The organism is Bacteroides sp. HF-162 (genome assembly GCF_015679285.1).
Classification (GTDB): Bacteria; Bacteroidota; Bacteroidia; order Bacteroidales; family Bacteroidaceae; genus Bacteroides; species Bacteroides uniformis.
On record NZ_CP064937.1, the window covers coordinates 3,508,572 to 3,526,651 of the forward strand.

Sequence of the window (18,080 nt, forward strand, 5' to 3'; positions counted from 1 at the left end):
AAATAGTAAATTGTAAAATTGTAAATAGAAATAGTATGTTGAACCGCATTAACCAACTTTTCCAGGACAGCCCCAAGAATCTGCTGTCCATTTACTTTTGTGCAGGCTGTCCCACCCTCGACGGTACAGCCGACGTTATCCGTGCCCTCGAAAGAAACGGAGTCAGCATGATTGAAATCGGCATTCCGTTCAGTGACCCCATGGCCGACGGCATTGTCATCCAGAATGCCGCCACCCGCGCCCTGCATAACGGCATGTCCCTCCGCCTGCTTTTCGAACAATTGCGCGACATCCGTCGCGATGTCCGCATCCCCCTCATCCTTATGGGGTACCTCAATCCCATCATGCAGTTCGGCTTCGAAGCCTTTTGCCAGAAGTGCGTGGAATGCGGCATCGACGGTGTCATCATTCCCGACCTCCCTTTCCGCGATTACGAAGAGAGTTACAAAGCCATCGCCTCGAAGTATGACATCCGTGTCATCATGCTCATTACCCCCGAAACCAGCGAAGCCCGCGTCCGCGAAATAGATGCCCACACCGACGGCTTCATCTATCTGGTGTCCAGTGCCGCCACCACCGGTGCCCAGAAAGACTTCGACACCCGGAAGCAAGCCTACTTCAAGAAGATAGAGGATATGAACCTGCGCAATCCACGCATGGTAGGCTTCGGCATCAGCAACAAGCAGACATTCGATGCCGCTTGCGCCCACTCATCCGGTGCCATCATCGGCAGCCGCTTCGTCACGCTGCTCAACGAGAAGGAAGGAGATGCGGAAAAGGCTATCAGGCAGTTGAAGGAAGATTTGAAACAGTGAGCTTATTCAAATTTCATACAATATATTTTTCGCAATGAAAAAATAAAAGAGACAAAATCTGCAAAGACTTGTCTCTTTTATTTTCTCCCCATCTCATATTTCACTATCTTTGTGCCCGAAAAAAGCTCTAATACGAATATCATGAAAGTCGATTGCCCTTCCGTACTATTGATTTACACTGGCGGAACTATCGGAATGATAGAAAATCCCGAGACCGGTGCGCTTGAGAACTTCAACTTCGACCAACTGCTACAGCATGTTCCCGAACTGAAGCGCTTCAACTACCGCATCTCTTCCTATCAGTTCGACCCACCGATCGACTCTTCCGATATGGAGCCTTCCCTCTGGGCAAAGATTGTAAAAATCATCAACTACAACTACGACAATTTCGACGGTTTCGTCATCCTGCACGGTACCGATACGATGGCCTATACAGCCTCCGCCCTCAGCTTCATGCTCGAGAACCTTTCCAAGCCGGTCATCCTCACCGGTTCCCAGCTTCCCATCGGCACCCTGCGCACCGACGGGAAAGAGAACCTCATCACCGCCATTGAAATAGCCGCCGCCAAGCATCCGGACGGTACTCCTATCGTCCCCGAAGTGTGCATCTTCTTCGAGAACGAGCTGATGCGGGGCAACCGTACCACCAAAATCAATGCCGAGAATTTCAATGCTTTCCGCTCCTTCAACTATCCCGCACTGGCAAAGGCAGGCATCCATATCCGTTATAACGAGCACCTCATCCACCGTCCCGACCCGTCACGCCCCATGAAGCCGCACTACCTTTTCGACACCAATGTCGTAGTGCTCACCCTCTTTCCCGGCATCCAGGAAAGCATCATCAACTCCGTGCTTCATGTTCCCGGCCTGAAAGCTGTTGTCCTCAAGACCTTCGGTTCCGGCAATGCCCCCCAGAAAGAATGGTTCATCCGCCAGCTGAAAGAAGCCAGCGAACGTGGCATTGTCATCGTCAACATCACCCAATGCCAAAGTGGCGCCGTCGAGATGGGACGTTACGAAACCGGTCTGCAACTTCTCCAGGCAGGTGTCATCAGCGGCTATGACAGTACCCCCGAATGTGCCGTCACCAAACTCATGTTCCTCCTGGGGCATGGACTGGACCAAGCCGAAATCCGCCACCGCATGAATTCCGACCTGGCAGGAGAAATCACCAAGATTTAGTAAAGCGGCAATACAGAGGGCATTTAGTAATATTGATAATTTTCAAGACAAACTTGCATTATCTATCCATGCAAAATCATTAAAAAGCGTTAACCAACACGCTTTTATCCCCCATTAATAAAGCTTATTAGTTTAAATAAACGTACTTTTGCTTACAATCAAGCAAAACAAATGTAAAATATGGGAGAGAATATCCAATACAAACGCTTTCTGCCGCTTGTTATTCTTGCAATGAGTATACTGCTGCAGGGTTGTAAAGACGATGTTTTTAACCCCGAGAAAGTGAAAGCAGCCTATCAGGATAGGTTTCCGGTCAAGAACATAGACCCGGCTATGGATTGGAAAATGACTCAGCAGGTCCGGGTCAATGTTTCTGTATCCGAAGATACCGGCATCGACTACACCATACGTATTTACGACAAGAACCCCTTAATCAGCCGGTCATCCGCCAAACTGCTGGCAGAAGGCACCGCCAATAATACAACAGTATTTACTACCGTCATGGACTGCCCTTCTGTGCTGACGAGCGCTTTTGTGTGCCGCACCGATGTACACAGCCGCAACATAGTAAAATACGTATCCATCCAAAACGGTCAGCTCCATGCCGCTTTCGGCAGTTCCCCCACAACTACACGTGCCGCATGGACACGCAGTGTCAGCATCGAGACCTATTCACCGGAAAAGTCTGAGGCAGAAATCACCGCAATGCTATCAAGTGCCGAAGAAATAAGGCCGAATACCGATTTTCAAAACGGAAAAGCCTACAAAATCTCCAAAGACAATATATATAGGAATAAAATCAGCAAGGACGGCATGGGAAGTGACAATCCGGCCATCATCATCATTGAAGGCAGCTGGGAACCCAATGGAAACAACATGACCGTTGAACGAGGCTTCGAATTCTATGTGATTGACGGAGGGGAAATCGTGATACCGGACGAGCACACCTTCACTTTAGTGCAATCCAGCCGGTTTATCGTCTACGCGGGTGGAACCATCAAAGGGAACGACATCGAATTGACCAATGCATCCGGAGGCAGCTACAACTACAATGCCGGCACTATGGAAATAGACGATTTCCATGTCAGCCAGGGAGGAGCATTCTATAATTGCGGTACCGTGCGTGTCGATGAAATGAATTTCGACAGCGGATGCAAATTCATCAACCAGGGTAAAGCCTATATCGGGAAAACCGACAGCAACATCACTATAGACAACGGATGCTATCTATATGCGGAAGAATTTGTAGGCACACTGAACATGGGAGACACCTCTTCTGCAGAGATAGAGGATTTCGGGGACCATAGCAACAATTACAACACCCAAATCACGATGGGTGACAACTCCATGATAACCGTACTTGATGAAGCAGAATTGTCACAAGCACAATTTATGGGTCCAAACAATGAATATGCACTGGTAAAAATCAATAAAATTGAAGATATAGGAAATTTCTCCAGCCAGGGAAACATTCATTATGAAGTGAAAGAAATTGACGATGATATCACCGAGGATATCTGGTGGGAAGCCAAATTCCTTGATGCTATCAAGAACACCGAAGGAACCATATCCAAATGGGGAGAATCCCCCATCACCATTCCTGCCGGAGACTGTACGGGCGAAGGCAATACTCCGGACGAGTCCGGCTCAGAAACCCCTACAGACCCGGTCTCCTATACGTACGTATTCGAAGACAACTTCCCGTTGGTAGGCGACTATGACTTCAACGACGTGGTCTTGGACGTGGAGACCTACTATCACCGCGAGAAAAAGACGAACCACATCAAGCGCATACAGCTCGACGTGACCCTTGCTGCAGCAGGAGCAAGCAAGCCGTTGGGCGTAGGGCTCCGGATTACCGGAATCAATAAATCCGATATCCGGGAAGTCAAGACCGGAGGCGACGATTCGCGTTTCCAGGAGTCATTCAACAGCTCGTACAACAAATTCAGGTACAATAATGTTACTTATATGGAAGATTCCGATCCGAGTGTCGTAATCCCCATTGCAGGCGAAGTACACAATGTATTTGGAGTCGAACCGGGTGAGATGGTAAACACCGGCATTGGAGTAACCGCCAAAGAGTATACTTATGAAGTCATTATTGAACTGACAGACCAAACTCGGACAGAGCCCCTATTCTCAAAAGACAATCTGGACTTCTTCATCTGTTATCAATATAAAAGCATGGAACAACGCATGGAAGTTCATCTTTACGAATTTTGGGGATATGGCGCCACTGCCGCCGGAACCATACAGCAAGAGAATCTTGACTTAGCAGGCAACAACACGTGGGCAATCTGCGTGCCGTATGGCTTCCGCTATCCCAAGGAAACCATCAATGTTTCACGTACTGACATCCCCGAAGCAAGCGCATATCCGGAATTCATCTATTGGGCCCAAGACAGAACCCAGTATACGGAATGGTACGAACACCCGGTAGAAGAAAATGTATATAGATAAATATAGCAAACAATTATCATAAACAATGAAACAAATATTATTTGTAGATGACAAACCTGCCATAGGCAAGGTACTCTCGGTCTATTTAGGGAAAGAGAATGAGCTGGTTTATTTCGAAGATCCCGTCAGGGCCATAGAATGGCTGAATGAGGGGAACGAACCCGCTCTCATCATTTCGGACATACGCATGCCCAAGATGACCGGCAGTGAATTCCTGGCATATCTGAAAAGCAATTCACTTTTCAAGGACATTCCGGTTGTGATGCTTTCCAGTGAAGAAAGTACCACCGAGCGCATCAACCTGCTCGAAGCCGGAGCCGAGGATTTCATACTGAAACCTTTCAATCCTATGGAGCTGAAGGCCCGTATCAAGAAATTTCTCTAAACGACAAAATCAATGGATATGTTATATTATATCTACATAGGTAGCAACCGCGTCACCATCGACCACTTGAGCAAAATTACGGGAGGCATGTTCATGGCTGTTTCATCCTGCAACAAAGCGGCGAAAGTCATCGACGGTATCCGCGAACGGTACAACACATCCATTCTTTACGAAGAAAGCACCCCTCAAAAGGACAGCCAGAACATCACTTTCCTGCACAAGCGCTTCCCCCGTGTCTACATCATCCTCATCACCGAAGGACTGCAGAAGGAACACCGCAAGCTCTATCTGCAGGCAGGTGTCAACAACACCCTTTCCCCCATGGCCAGCGAAGAGAGCCTCCAGCAAATGACAAAATTCCTCCAACTGCGCAAGGAGCATAAGTTGCAGGAATTCAGCCAGTCACACCGTAAGATATTCAACACCTTCCACCTGCCTATGTGGAAGCGTATCTTCGACATCCTTTTTGCCGTTGCCGTACTGATTGTGCTGTCTCCCATACTCATCGCGACAGCCATAGCCATCCGCGTGGAAAGCAAGGGAAGAGTGATTTACAAGTCCCAGCGTGTGGGCAGCAACTACCAGATATTCAACTTCCTGAAGTTCCGCTCCATGTACACCAATGCCGACAAGCGCCTGAAAGAGCTGAACGCCCTCAACCAATATAAGATAGAAGAAGAGCTTACGGACGAGCAGCCCGATATCCGCTTCGACGACCTGACCGGCACTTCTGAAGAAGAGGCTACCCTGCTGATTTCGGACGATTTTGTCATCTCTGAAGAAGATTTCCTTAAAAAGAAGGCCCAAGAAAAACAGAATACGTTTGTCAAGATAGAGAACGATCCCCGCGTCACCCGCGTAGGCCGTTTCATCCGCAAGTACAGCATTGACGAACTGCCGCAGCTGTTCAACGTCCTCAAAGGAGACATGAGCATCGTGGGCAACCGCCCGCTCCCCCTCTACGAGGCCGAGCTGCTGACCAGCGACGCATATATCGAGCGCTTCATGGCCCCTGCCGGACTGACGGGACTGTGGCAAGTGGAGAAACGAGGCGGTGCCGGGAAGATGTCGGCCGAAGAGCGCAAGCAACTGGACATTAAGTACGCCAAAGAATTTTCATTCTGGCTGGACATGAAGATACTGTGCAAGACGCTGACAGCGTTTGTGCAGAAAGAGAATGTATAAAAATAAAGATAATAGGAATTATATGGCTTTAGAGATGATAAAAAGATATATCAAGTCCATCATTTACAGTGTAATCCTTTTAGGATTGTTGGGGGTACCTTTGTCTGTGGCTGCGCAGCAGGAGTTGACACGGGAGGAGCGCATCAAGATATTGGAGCAACTCAAGATGGAGGATAAAAAAATAGAAGTCAACACATTGGGTTTAATCAGTCCGAAGACATCAATAGATATTGAGAAATTAGAATTGCCCCCTCTATCTGTCTTTCTTGATGCAGTGACAGAGAATGCGTCAGTAAAAAGAGCCCAATCCCAAGTAGAGCAACTCAAGAACCAATATCGCCTGGAAAAGCGGAACTGGTGGAACTACTTCAGACTGAACGGTAACTATTCCTACGGACGCTACAATATTATAGGCAATGCCAGTGACGAGTATACTCCTATGTACCAGACAACGATGTCAAGTGCCCAGCACAACTTCAATGTCGGGGCCAGCGTCGGCATCACCTTAGGAGACTTGTTCAACCGACCACTGAAACTGAAAGACTACCGCTATCAGATAGAGCAATTGCAGTACACGCAGGAAGGAGTTATGGAGGAGCGAAGGCTAAAAGTTCTGGAAGCCTACAATGCGGTTACCGAGCAACTGGCTACCATAAAGGCCAAAGCGGAAACGGCTGCATTGTATAACGCACAGATGAAAATATCTGAAAATAATTTCATACAAGGAGCCATTGATATCATTGCACTTTCTTTGGAACGTGCACGCCGCACCGGTGCCGTGACTAATTATGAGCAAAGCCGCGTAGCTTTACACAATTCAATCGTATTGTTAGAGATGCTGACTAATGTTAAAGTTATAACAGACAAGTAAAACTAATTATGAATATAGTACAATTTTTGGCAAGCTTCTTTTACCGCATCCGTTATTGGTTATTGTGGGGAAGCCTCCTTGTTACAGCATTAGTCATATACTTTACACAGTTTTTACCATACAGTTATACGGTAAACAGCAGTCTATATGCAGGTGTAACCAACAGCACCAATCTGGACGGAAGCCAGCTTATCAATATCAACAGTACCTTCGACAATATCATCAATATAGGCAAGTCCAAAAACACTTTGGCAAAGGTTTCGGTACGTCTGCTTGCAACCAGCCTCGTATACGGTGATGAGTGGAAAGACAACATGTACATTCAAGCCAAACATTATAGGCAGCTCGTCCAAATCCTTCCTAAAGAAGTGCTGGCTTTGGTAGACCGTTCCTCTTTGGATAAAACTACAAATAATCTGATGAATTACCGGAAAGAGAACAGCAGTAATTTTGTCTATTCCATATTCAACCGTCCCTACCCTTATTACAGTTATAGCGCATTAAGCACAATCACCATTAAACGACTGGGTACCAGCGACCTGATAGAATTGGTATATACCTCCTCCGATCCCGGTATTACGCAAAACACCCTCAAGATATTGGAAGATGAACTGTTAAAGGCTTATGAGCAACTCCGGTTCAGTGCCACGAACAGTGCTATCGCCTATTTTGAAGAACAAGTGCGCATAGCCAAAAAAGCACTTACTGCAGAAGAAGATGATTTGACAGACTATAGTGTTCAAAAACAAGTCATCAACTACGACGAGCAATCCAAGGCATTAGCTTTGACCAAATATGCGACGGACGACCGTATGGAAGAAGTGCAGCGAAACTATGGAAGCGCAGTGGCTTTACGCCAGATGTTAGAGAATAAAATGGACATACGTGCCAAGATTATACGCACAAATACTAATTTGTTGCAAGAACTGGAAAAAGTTAGTACCCTGAACCAAAGTATTCTTGAGCAAGAAATATTCACCACAGAACAGAGCCAGCAGAATAGTGATAAACTTCAAAGAGAAAAAGACGCTCTGCAAAAGGCAGAAGAAAAGATAAGCCATCTCTCCGATAATTTAAACGAGTATGGTTTCTCCAAGGAAGGGGTAGGCATTCAAGAAATGGTGACAGAATGGCTGACGGCATGCATCAATGAGGCGAAAGCCAAAGCTGAAGTGAAAGTATTGGTTGACCGCCAACGGGACATTATCGACCAATACCGGGAATTCTCACCCGTAGGCACTCAAATCAAGCGGAAAGAACGTGCCGTAGGCATTGCCGAAGACAATTATCGCCGACAAATAGGAGGCCTTGCCGAAGCACACCTCCGTTTGCAGAATATCAAGATGACAACTGCCAACCTGCAGGTCATAGCATCCCCCGAGTATCCGCTGACAGACAATGGCAGAAAAAGAATTATCTACGTCCTTGCCGCATTCTTCGGCAGTATGATATTCATAAGCGGCTACTTCCTGCTGATTGAATTGTTAGACCGCACTCTCCGCGACCCGGACCGCAGCAAACGCCTGACCGGACTCTCTGTCATTGCAGCATTCAACGGTGTAAGCAACTTGAAGTATCGTGGATTCCTCAAGGCCTGTAACCGGCTTGCCGCTGCCTATAGTTGCCGGCAATTGAACAACTACCTGCACCCGGACCGTCCTACTGTCATAAACCTGCTCAGCATGGAGAAACGTGAAGGAAAATCATTCCTTGCCAAATATTTCATTGATTACTGGGAAACTGAGGGTATAAAAGTGCGCCTTGTAAAATATGACCACGATTTCGATACCCAAAACAAGGGATATGTACAAGCTCAAGAATTGTCTGACTTCTGGGTTCTGAATGAAGCAGAAGAAATACCGGACATCATTTTAGTGGAATATCCTGCTGTCAGTACCGCAACTCTACCTATGTCGGTATTGAAAAAAGCAGATTTCAATTTGCTGATAGCCAACGCCGCCCGATTGTGGGGCAGAGATGACGACACCCGGTTGAAACCGTTAAAGGAAGAATTGGAAGGAACTCCTCTATTTATGTATCTCAACAATGCAGACCGCGAAGTGGTTGAAAGCTTCACCGGAGAATTGCCTCCTCACACCCCGGTTCACAGCTTCTTCAGCCGGTTGGCACAATTAGGTTTAACATCAAAATCAGCAGCTGTCAAATAAATGCAAACGGATATCAAAGGACATAGCATATCTCCCTTGGCGGTAACATTATTAGTGTTCATCATCGGACTGGGTGCGCTCATCTATAGCATATTATTCAGTACTTGGGATATCACTGCATACGTTTGCCTTTCCCCTTTCTTCCTGATAATAGCAATACAAGCATTAAGAAACCCTTTTGCCGGTGTATGTTTCCTATTCACATTCAATTACTTTTTCATTCCCTGGTACAGATACACGCAGGGCAGTGGGTTGAGTGTCTGGTATGATGTCGCAACCGTCACCCTGCTTGTGACGCTCCTGATATATTCCTATCACCAACAAGGTAAGATTGCATGGAAATACACCAAAAACATTCTGACGTTCGGAGGTTGCATATGGGCCATATATACTGCGGCTGAAATCATGAATCCAACAGCTCTCACGGAAGCTTGGATTTACTCCCGTGGAATCATATACAGTACCCTTGTCATGTCATTAATTGGCGTTTTAACAATGACCTCCTACAAGCGGTTGCGCGTCATTATGCTTTTTCTGTCCATATTCACATTGACAGCCGTAGCCAAAGCTGTTTACCAGAAATATGCAGGTTTTGATGAGACAGAAACAACCATGCTGATTGAAACGGAAATGTACAAGACACACCTTTTATCCGATGTCACCCGATATTTTTCCTTTTTCACAGATGCCGGAAATTTCGGTTCCAACATGGGCTTTGCCGCCATTCTGTTCGGTATCTCGGCTATCTTCGTAAAAGAACGTTCCATAAGAATCTATTATGCAATTATTGCCGTCTGTTCCATATATGCCTTGTTCATTTCCGGAACCCGCGGTGCACTGTTTGTCCCCATCGGAGGAATCATATTGTTAACTTTCCTCAGTAAAAATATCAAGCTCATGGGAGCTACAGTCTTCTTCGGATTGTTTTTTTATGTCTTTTTCGCCCATACCTATATCGGTGAAAGCAACACTTCCATCAGACGCATGCGTACAGCTTTCAGACCTACAGAAGACGCCTCATACATTGTCCGCAAAGAAAACCAAAAAAGATTGGCTGAATATCTAAAATACAAACCTTTCGGAGAAGGACTTGGTTTGGGAGGGGTAGAAGCCAGAAAATATGGTTCCCGTCTCACAACACTCATTCCCCATGATTCTTTTTATGTCAAGATATGGATGGAAACCGGCATTGTAGGATTAGTGCTTTTTCTTACCATATATGTCTGTACATTGTTAAGAGGTTGCTATCTTATCATGTTTCGGATTAAGAATAACGAGCTACGTGGAATACTCACGGCCATTGCTTGCGGTATTTTCGGACTAATGATAAGTGCCTATGGAAATGCCTTTTTCTTTCAATTCCCTACAGGATTTATAATCATTTTATTTTTGTCAGTTCTGATTAACGGGGAGCATATCGACCAACTGCTGACCCAACAAAAAATGAAAAAGAAATAGAAAATATTAAATAGAAAACATATATGAACGACATTTTTTCCATATTCAATCCCGACTGGTGGATGGACGAGAACAACAATGCCTTGCAAATGACAGACGCGGTTCTTTTCTTATTGCTGGCCATCCCCGTAGCCTACTTGTTTATCTATGCATTGGCCTCCTTGCGGAAATACAAGAATCCCTATCCACCGTCCCCCAAGCGACATCGGTTCCTGGTCCTCTTTGTTGTGCTGAAAAACGGCAAGGAAGTGATAGAGTCCATCAATCATTTCCTTGACACGCAGACGTATCCGAGAGAAAAATACGACATCGCAGTGGCTGCCACACAACTGTCCGAAGAAGATTTGGTTACGCTGCTCCAGATGCCGGTCAACATTGTCGTGCCCGATAAAGAACATTGCACAAAGATATATGCCATACAGCAGGTCATGGAGCGCTATTCTCCTCATGAGTACGATGCCATCACCATATTCAATTCAGACAACAAAGTTGTTCCTAACGCATTAGAGCTTTTCAACAATGCCTACTACTCCGGATGTGATGCCATCCAAGCCCACCGCATGACGGAAAACCTGAATACCAACATCGCCGTATTAAACGCCACCAGCGAAGAAATCAACAACCACCTCTTCCGCAAGGCACATACGGCACTGGGATTCTCCTCCGCCCTCATCGGTTCGGGCATGATGTTTGATTTTGAGATGTTCCAGGAAATCGCTCCCAGATTATCAGGAAGCGATTTGGCCAAAGCTACAGAAATGGAACTCCTGAAGGAAAACATATATACCGAATACATGGAGGAAATAGTCTGCTATTGCAAAAAGACGGACGATACATCGGGGTACAGCAAAGAACGCCAGCGCTGGTTGGGCTCACAGTACCGCAGCTCCATACTGGCATTGCAACAATTTCCGATAGCATTCTTACAAGGAAAGTGGGATTTATGCGAAAAATTATTCCAATGGCTACTTCCATCCCGTTTCCTGCTCATCTTATATATCACGATATGTGCCGTAGCAATGACGTTTCTGGAGTGGCCGCTTGCTACAAAATGGTATGCACTTTTAGCCGTTTTATTCATCACTTTTTTGATGGCCATGCCCGAAGGGGAAATCAGCCGCAAATTCCGGAGCGCTTTCTGGTCTCTGCCCATATTGGTAGTCACCTCTTCCATGAGCCACATCACAAGAATCTTTAAACGGAAAAAGAAAAGAAAGGCAGCAAAATGAGAATCGCCATCGAAGCCCAACGCATTTTCCGCAAAGACAAGCATGGCATGGACTTTGTCATCCTGGAGACACTGAAAGAACTGCAAAAGCGGAAAGACGGTAATGAATATTACGTATTCGTTGCTCCGGGGGAGGACTGGTGCCTGGAAGAATCGGAAAACCTCCATATCATTGAGCTTCGCTGCCCTACTTATCCTTTGTGGGAGCAGATAGCATTGCCCCAGGCCGTCAGGAAGCTGAAAGCGGACTTGCTGCATTGTACATCGAATACAGCCCCGTTATGGTGTCCCGTCCCTTTGGTGCTGACGCTTCATGACATTATCTATTTGGAGCCGCGTCAGCATCGCAGTCCTTCCTTCTATCAGGAAATGGGATGGCATTACCGTCGCCTGATTGTTCCCCGCATCCTGAAGAAAGCAAGAAATATTATTACAGTTTCTCAGTTCGAGTGTACCCGCATACGCGAAGCGCTGCAACTTCCCAAAGAAGTCATTAAAGCCGTTTACAACGGCTACAGCGCTTACTTTACGATGCAGGAAACACCCGATGAGAGTATTGTGCAGTACATACCGCACCCGGACTTTCTTTTCTTTCTTGGAAATACAGACCCCAAAAAGAATGCGGCACGTACCCTGAAAGCATACGCGTTGTATCTGAAAGCATCCCAAACGAAACGCCCCCTTCTCATTGCCGATTTAAAAGAAGAATATATCGACCAGCTTCTTCAGCAAGAAGGAATCACCGGGATAAAAGAACATCTGTATTATCCGGGATATATCGGCAACAAAGATTTAGCAACCCTTTATAATGCAGCATTTGCATTTCTCTATCCTTCCTTGCGTGAAAGTTTCGGGATTCCGATACTGGAGGCTATGGCTTGCGGCACTCCCGTAGTGACGGGCAACGTTTCGGCAATGCCCGAAGTTGCCGGTAAAGGTGCCATTTTAGTCGATCCTCAAGAACCGCAAAAAATAGCAGATGCCTTGCTACGCCTGGAAAATGATGCGACACTCTATCAGCAACAAGTAAATTACAGTCTGGAACGTGTAAAACTGTTCTCCTGGAAACACACTGCAGAAGAATATGTAAAGATATATCACTGTATTCACCAGTAACCGGCAAACATCATGAGAGACTTCATCATCACCAGCCTGCAAACATGGGACATCGAAATAGGTAGTACCATCAAGAATACTGCATTGGAAATTTCAAAGCAGAACCGAGTGCTCTACATAAACACTCCGATGGACATTTCCATCCGGCTGAGAGGGAACAGACAATCTCCGTCCTACATCCGGCGCATGGCTGTCATCAAGGGAGAGACTTCACCGCTCCGGCAAATCAACGCCAACATGTGGGTGCTGGACTGTCCTTTCACAGTGCTCTCGGCCAATTTCCTGCCCGCATCGCTTTTCAATATCGTCAACAGAAAAAACAATGCCCGCATAGCCCGATGGATTGTAGAGCAGGCCACCGCACTCGGCTTCAAGAATTACATTCACCTCATTGATACAGACATTTACCGCAGCCGCTATCTGAAGGAGTATATTCATCCGGCTGTCAGCATCTATTATCGGCGCGACTACGTCATAGGCGAAGCTTACTGGCGCAGGCACGGCACCCGTCTTGAGCCGGAATTAGCAGCCTCTGCAGACATTGTTCTGGCAAACTCCACCCGTTTTGCCGCAGAGTTGCAAGCCTACAATCCCCATACCTACCCCATCGAAACCGGAGTAAACCTGACGCTATACGACCCCGCCAAAGAGTACGGAACACCCGATGATGTACAAAATATTCCACATCCTATCATCGGATATATGGGTACGATAAACAGTACCCGCCTTGACGGAGAACTGCTTTATCAGATAATAAGTCAGCGTCCCGATTATAGTTTTGTGTTCACCGGCCCGGAAGATGACATTTTCCGTCGGGACCGTATCCATAGTTTGAAAAATGCCTATTTCACCGGACAAAAAAAAGTGGACGAATTACCGGCCTACATAGCTGCCTACGATGTCTGCATCAATCCGCAAATGGTGAACAAGATTACCAACGGCAACTATCCGTTGAAAATAGACGAATATCTGGCTATGGGTAAACCCACTGTCGCAACCAGTACCCACACCATGCGCAACATATTCACAGGTCACACGCACCTGGCCATCAACCCGGAGGAATGGCTTGCGGCCATAGACCGTGCTGTGACCGAAGCTGACGACAAAGAACTGGCCAAACAGCGCATAGCCTTTGCCGAGACCCACAGTTGGGGGCATAGCGTGAAGAAAATCTATGAAATAATCGACTCATTCCTAAAGAAGAAAACTACATGAACTATCGTAACATAGACGACTTGAACCATTGCATCCTGCAACATCTCAGCATTCTGCCACGGGATTTCGACCTCATTGTCGGTGTACCCCGCAGTGGCATGTTTCCCGCCAACCTGCTGGCACTCTATCTGAACCTGCCCGTCACGGACATTGATTCTTTCCGCAACGGGCATATTTATCAGACCGGAGAACGGGGGAAAACTTTCAACATGACCCACATACACAAAGTACTGGTTGTGGACGACAGCATAGCCACGGGAAAAGCTGTGAAGAAATGCCGCGAGCTCCTGAAGGACATAGAACATTTATACAACATCAAATACTGTGCCATTTATGCAGTTCCACTACACACTCATTCTGTTGATTATTTTTTCGAAATAGTCGATTATCCCCGTTTCTTCCAATGGAATATCATGAACCACTCTATTCTGCAAAAAACGTGCATGGACATCGACGGTGTGCTTTGCGCAGACCCCACTCCGGAAGAGAACGATGACGGCGAGAAGTACCGTCATTTCCTGCTGAACGCTCTTCCGCTATTCATTCCCAAAGTCACCATTGGCACACTGGTCACTTCACGCTTGGAGAAATACCGTCCGGAGACGGAAGCCTGGCTCCAGAAGAACCATGTGAAATACAATAAGCTCGTCATGCTGGACCTGCCGGATATGGCTGCACGCCAACGGGCGAATTGCCACGCCTCCTTCAAAGCCAAAGAATACGGTTCATCCACCGACTACATGCTGTTTGTAGAAAGCTCTATGCCGCAGGCTGCGGAAATCAACCGCCTGACCAAGAAACCGGTGCTTTGTACAGAAACTTTCCAGATGATTTATGAATCCAAATCACTATACTATAATCTGAAGTCGGGAGAAACATTCCCGTGGCTACGGCGTTTTATGATAAGGGTGCGCAACAGACTGAGAGCATTATCTCCTTCCAAGAAATAGCATTCGCAGCATTTTGGAACAGTTAAACAGTTTGTCTACTAATACCGGCCCGATTGTTGCAATAAAAGTTGCAGACAGCAATATGGGGACAATCGCATCAATCCCCATCATTTTCAGTATAATCCGCCCACCGGAAGTACCGAAACCATGAAAAAGATAAATACTGTACGCATAGCCGCCTATCCAGACAAAAAAACGGTTGTGCCACTTCAATGCCAGCAGCAGGAACAAGGTGGGAATCAACGTCACGGGATAAAGCAACATGCTCAAAGAGGCGTATTTACCGGGATAGAACCACACTATCTGTATCAAGACAATCCCCCATAGCGCCACGGCAAGCAAGACACGCCTGACAGCCAGACGACTGTAGAGCGACACAGCAAAACGGCAGGCAGCCACGCCGACAAAGAAATAGGGCAACTGTCCCAAAGCGCCCTTGAAACTGAACAGGTCGGGAACCTCATGCAGAATCCATACATCATTTATCCTACTGAAAATCAGCGCCACAATGCAACAAACAGCCCACTTGCCCGGAGTGTCCATCCACTTCCGGCTGTCCATCCACCATTGCACTACAAAAATCAAGAACAACGACGGCAGATACCAATATATGGTATAAGGGAATACATAAATGCGCCACATTTGGCTAAGCTCCCCTTTATTATTAGTGCCCGGCATCAGATACTGTACCAGAAAATACAACGTGCCCACCGCCGCCATCGGCACCAGCAGACGCAAAGCTTTCTTCCGGACAAAACTTCCAAAACCGGAAGATGCAGAGAAAGGCTTCAACGCATAAACCCAGCCGGCAATAGCCGTAAACAACGGCATCTGAATATAATCTATCCATACGTAAAGATAACGCAATGGATGTGGAAAATCAAATTTCATGCCCCCACCAGGTCCGGAACCGATGACATGCCCCACCACTACCAATAAAATAGCGATACCACGCAAAGTTTCAATAGATAAGTTTTTTTCCTGATTCACCATGAAACAAATATAGTGCATTTGTTCGAAAGAACAGAATTAAAGAACGTGAAAAAAGAACGGATTTAAAGAACCGCCTTATGTATCTCTTAAAGGTCTTGCAGAATAATACAAAAGTAATTTCCGTTTACCGAAAGCTGAGATTTGGGATAACACGTGAGCATATTAACTATCTTCCATTATAAATTCAAGCATAGAGTATGAGGAAAACAAGAGATGTACACACAAGAGTAAGTGTCTGTTTTACTAAATATAATTAATTGTTAAAACAACAATGAATTAAAAAAAAAGTTATAGATTTAAATCGTCAAACAATATCAATTTAAATTATGATTGCAAATTTAGATTGCATCAGTTAATAATTTTCTAAAACTTTTTTTATAATGGGGACAAATGTTTTTTTAAAAGCCGGTTTGCGGAATTCAGATAGCAAACGTTTTTTTAAAATTCTTTGGGTGGTTATACTTGCGTTATATCCTTGGTTATTGTCTGCACAGACGTTTGCTAAGGCAAAGAAGGCAGTATATGTAATTGTTGACGGAATTCCTGCCGACCAGATTGAAAGGCTTCATACACCGGCTATATTCGATATTGCTTCAAAAGGCGCTTACAGTCGGGCATATACCGGAGGAGAAATTGGTGGATATTCACAGACGGCGACAATCTCAGCTATTGGCTATACCAATCTGCTGACAGCAACTTGGTTTAATAAGCATAACGTAGGAGGCAATTCCGACCTGAAACCGAATTACAATTACTGGACGATCTTTCGGATTGCCAAAGAGCAACCCCAAAAATATAAAACGGCTATCTATTCCAGTTGGACGAATAACCGGACAGTTTTGATTGGGGAGGGGAAAAAGGAAACAAACTATCTCAAGATTGATTATGTAAAAGACGGTTACGATTTGGACAGCATCCGTTTTCCGAAAAAAGAGAAGGATTTGCATATTTTCGATATAGACGAACAAATTTCGAAAGATGCAGCTGAAGGTATCCGCACAGATGCGCCCGATCTGAGTTGGGTGTATTTATGGTACACTGACGATGCAGGGCATATTGCCGGTAACGGAGCATTTTTCGATGAATATGTGCGTAAAGCAGACGAGCAGGTTGCCCGCATTTGGGAAGCCGTGAAATATAGGGAGGCCAATTTTGATGAAGAATGGATGGTCGTTATTACCACCGATCATGGACGCGGAGAGAATGGACACGACCACGGGGGACAGTCCTGGCGTGAACGTACGACCTGGGTTTCAACGAATGTACCGGTAAACAGTCATTTCACATCCGGCAATTTGGCAATCACCGATATTGCACCTTCCATCTGCCGGTTCATGGACTTTGAGGTTCCACAATCTGTCTTGTGGGAACAAGATGGCATGTCCTTTGTCGGGGATGCTGACATTTACGATTTGCAGACAATGCCTTATGATAATACGGTCGGTTTATCCTGGAAATGTTATTCGGAGAATGTTCCAGTGACCGTTTATGTTGCCGTCACAAATAAATTCAAAGAGGGAGATGAAGACGAATGGATCAAATTGGTGACGCTACCGGCCGGAAAGAGAAGTTACACAGTCGATCTACAAGCTTTGCCAGAATCGAAGTTCTATAAGTTTGTCATCGTTGCTCCTGGTAATCACTTGAATCGTTGGCTAGAAAAATAAGGGCATGCAAAAACCTTTTCTGTCTAAAGGAGCTTACAAGAACCAACAACAAGTCCAATGGGTATTTCAGGAGGTTTCTTATCGTTCCGATACCCAGGTCAGAAATGGATCCGAAGCTGGCTGAGAAGATTGTTGATACAGAGTTGCCCGGAATTACGAACCGGAGAAGGAAATCATAATCCGACTCCGGTTATTTTTTATGTTTCCAAGAGTGGTAATTTCTCCATTCTGGTATTCATTCACGACGAAATGATCACTGACCTCAGACCGAGCACCCCAAGATTTATTCAGTTGTTCAATTGTCCGATTGATTTTTTTGCATTATAAATCAGGTAGCAGGCGAATATTTTTAACGCCAAAGTCCTTACTTTTATCAAAAAATAC

The 18,080-nt window shown here is 45.9% G+C and carries 14 protein-coding genes; 13 read left to right on the forward strand and 1 reads right to left on the reverse strand.

The features are described 5' to 3' along the window. Positions 1 to 35 precede the first annotated feature (35 nt). From trpA to ITJ87_RS14740, 12 genes are all read left to right on the forward strand, one after another. The gene (trpA, locus tag ITJ87_RS14685) at positions 36 to 815 is read left to right on the forward strand and encodes a tryptophan synthase subunit alpha (protein ID WP_005837319.1); all 780 of its coding nucleotides are present in this window, start codon (positions 36 to 38) and stop codon (positions 813 to 815) included. Positions 816 to 956: 141 nt separating this feature from the next. Then, positions 957 to 1,997, forward strand: a complete 1,041-nt coding sequence (gene ansA / locus ITJ87_RS14690) for an asparaginase (RefSeq protein ID WP_005827512.1) — start codon at positions 957 to 959, stop codon at positions 1,995 to 1,997. A gap of 180 nt (positions 1,998 to 2,177) precedes the next feature. After that, on the forward strand, positions 2,178 to 4,460 hold the full coding sequence (locus ITJ87_RS14695) for an LruC domain-containing protein (protein ID WP_117964521.1): 2,283 nt from the start codon (positions 2,178 to 2,180) through the stop codon (positions 4,458 to 4,460). Between the two features lie 25 nt (positions 4,461 to 4,485). Next, entirely contained in the window at positions 4,486 to 4,845 is a 360-nt protein-coding gene (locus ITJ87_RS14700) for a PleD family two-component system response regulator (RefSeq protein WP_005827508.1), read from the forward strand. A gap of 18 nt (positions 4,846 to 4,863) precedes the next feature. Beyond that, positions 4,864 to 6,030, forward strand: a complete 1,167-nt coding sequence (locus tag ITJ87_RS18915; RefSeq protein ID WP_057254170.1) for a sugar transferase — start codon at positions 4,864 to 4,866, stop codon at positions 6,028 to 6,030. Positions 6,031 to 6,064: 34 nt separating this feature from the next. Next, a complete protein-coding gene (locus tag ITJ87_RS14710; protein ID WP_034532870.1) occupies positions 6,065 to 6,901 on the forward strand; it encodes a TolC family protein in 837 nt (278 codons plus the stop codon). An 8-nt stretch (positions 6,902 to 6,909) separates the two neighbouring features. Then, a complete protein-coding gene (locus ITJ87_RS14715; protein ID WP_005827501.1) occupies positions 6,910 to 9,069 on the forward strand; it encodes a hypothetical protein in 2,160 nt (719 codons plus the stop codon). Further along, entirely contained in the window at positions 9,070 to 10,527 is a 1,458-nt protein-coding gene (locus ITJ87_RS14720) for an O-antigen ligase (protein WP_008664359.1), read from the forward strand. 23 nt (positions 10,528 to 10,550) lie between these two features. Beyond that, positions 10,551 to 11,756 carry a glycosyltransferase family 2 protein gene (locus ITJ87_RS14725; protein ID WP_005827498.1) on the forward strand — a complete coding sequence of 402 codons (1,206 nt, stop codon included), beginning with the start codon at positions 10,551 to 10,553 and terminating at the stop codon, positions 11,754 to 11,756. Beyond that, on the forward strand, positions 11,753 to 12,871 hold the full coding sequence (locus ITJ87_RS14730; protein ID WP_196096287.1) for a glycosyltransferase family 1 protein: 1,119 nt from the start codon (positions 11,753 to 11,755) through the stop codon (positions 12,869 to 12,871). The genes ITJ87_RS14725 and ITJ87_RS14730 overlap by 4 nt, the downstream gene beginning before the upstream one ends. Positions 12,872 to 12,883: 12 nt before the next feature. Continuing rightward, a complete protein-coding gene (locus ITJ87_RS14735) occupies positions 12,884 to 14,086 on the forward strand; it encodes a glycosyltransferase (protein ID WP_117964520.1) in 1,203 nt (400 codons plus the stop codon). After that, a complete protein-coding gene (locus tag ITJ87_RS14740) occupies positions 14,083 to 15,036 on the forward strand; it encodes a phosphoribosyltransferase (protein ID WP_117964519.1) in 954 nt (317 codons plus the stop codon). The genes ITJ87_RS14735 and ITJ87_RS14740 overlap by 4 nt, the downstream gene beginning before the upstream one ends. On the opposite strand, the gene ITJ87_RS14745 is transcribed toward ITJ87_RS14740, so the two are convergent. Then, positions 15,016 to 16,029 carry an acyltransferase family protein gene (locus ITJ87_RS14745; RefSeq protein WP_181980951.1) on the reverse strand — a complete coding sequence of 338 codons (1,014 nt, stop codon included), beginning with the start codon at positions 16,027 to 16,029 and terminating at the stop codon, positions 15,016 to 15,018. The two genes, ITJ87_RS14740 and ITJ87_RS14745, sit on opposite strands and share 21 nt — an antisense overlap. A 380-nt stretch (positions 16,030 to 16,409) precedes the next feature. Between ITJ87_RS14745 and ITJ87_RS14750 the strand changes: the two genes are divergently transcribed. After that, complete coding sequence (locus ITJ87_RS14750; RefSeq protein WP_227203765.1) at positions 16,410 to 17,696, forward strand: hypothetical protein; 1,287 nt, start codon at positions 16,410 to 16,412, stop codon at positions 17,694 to 17,696. The last annotated feature ends 384 nt before the right edge of the window (positions 17,697 to 18,080 follow it).

Bases quoted from the DNA above. Each gene is read 5' to 3' on its own strand.
- trpA (WP_005837319.1), top strand. From the start codon at position 36: ATGTTGAACCGCATTAACCAACTTTTCCAGGACAGCCCCAAGAATCTG.
- ansA (WP_005827512.1), top strand. From the start codon at position 957: ATGAAAGTCGATTGCCCTTCCGTACTATTGATTTACACTGGCGGAACT.
- ITJ87_RS14695 (WP_117964521.1), top strand. From the start codon at position 2,178: ATGGGAGAGAATATCCAATACAAACGCTTTCTGCCGCTTGTTATTCTT.
- ITJ87_RS14700 (WP_005827508.1), top strand. From the start codon at position 4,486: ATGAAACAAATATTATTTGTAGATGACAAACCTGCCATAGGCAAGGTA.
- ITJ87_RS18915 (WP_057254170.1), top strand. From the start codon at position 4,864: ATGTTATATTATATCTACATAGGTAGCAACCGCGTCACCATCGACCAC.
- ITJ87_RS14710 (WP_034532870.1), top strand. From the start codon at position 6,065: ATGATAAAAAGATATATCAAGTCCATCATTTACAGTGTAATCCTTTTA.
- ITJ87_RS14715 (WP_005827501.1), top strand. From the start codon at position 6,910: ATGAATATAGTACAATTTTTGGCAAGCTTCTTTTACCGCATCCGTTAT.
- ITJ87_RS14720 (WP_008664359.1), top strand. From the start codon at position 9,070: ATGCAAACGGATATCAAAGGACATAGCATATCTCCCTTGGCGGTAACA.
- ITJ87_RS14725 (WP_005827498.1), top strand. From the start codon at position 10,551: ATGAACGACATTTTTTCCATATTCAATCCCGACTGGTGGATGGACGAG.
- ITJ87_RS14730 (WP_196096287.1), top strand. From the start codon at position 11,753: ATGAGAATCGCCATCGAAGCCCAACGCATTTTCCGCAAAGACAAGCAT.
- ITJ87_RS14735 (WP_117964520.1), top strand. From the start codon at position 12,884: ATGAGAGACTTCATCATCACCAGCCTGCAAACATGGGACATCGAAATA.
- ITJ87_RS14740 (WP_117964519.1), top strand. From the start codon at position 14,083: ATGAACTATCGTAACATAGACGACTTGAACCATTGCATCCTGCAACAT.
- ITJ87_RS14745 (WP_181980951.1), bottom strand. From the start codon at position 16,029: ATGGTGAATCAGGAAAAAAACTTATCTATTGAAACTTTGCGTGGTATC.
- ITJ87_RS14750 (WP_227203765.1), top strand. From the start codon at position 16,410: ATGGGGACAAATGTTTTTTTAAAAGCCGGTTTGCGGAATTCAGATAGC.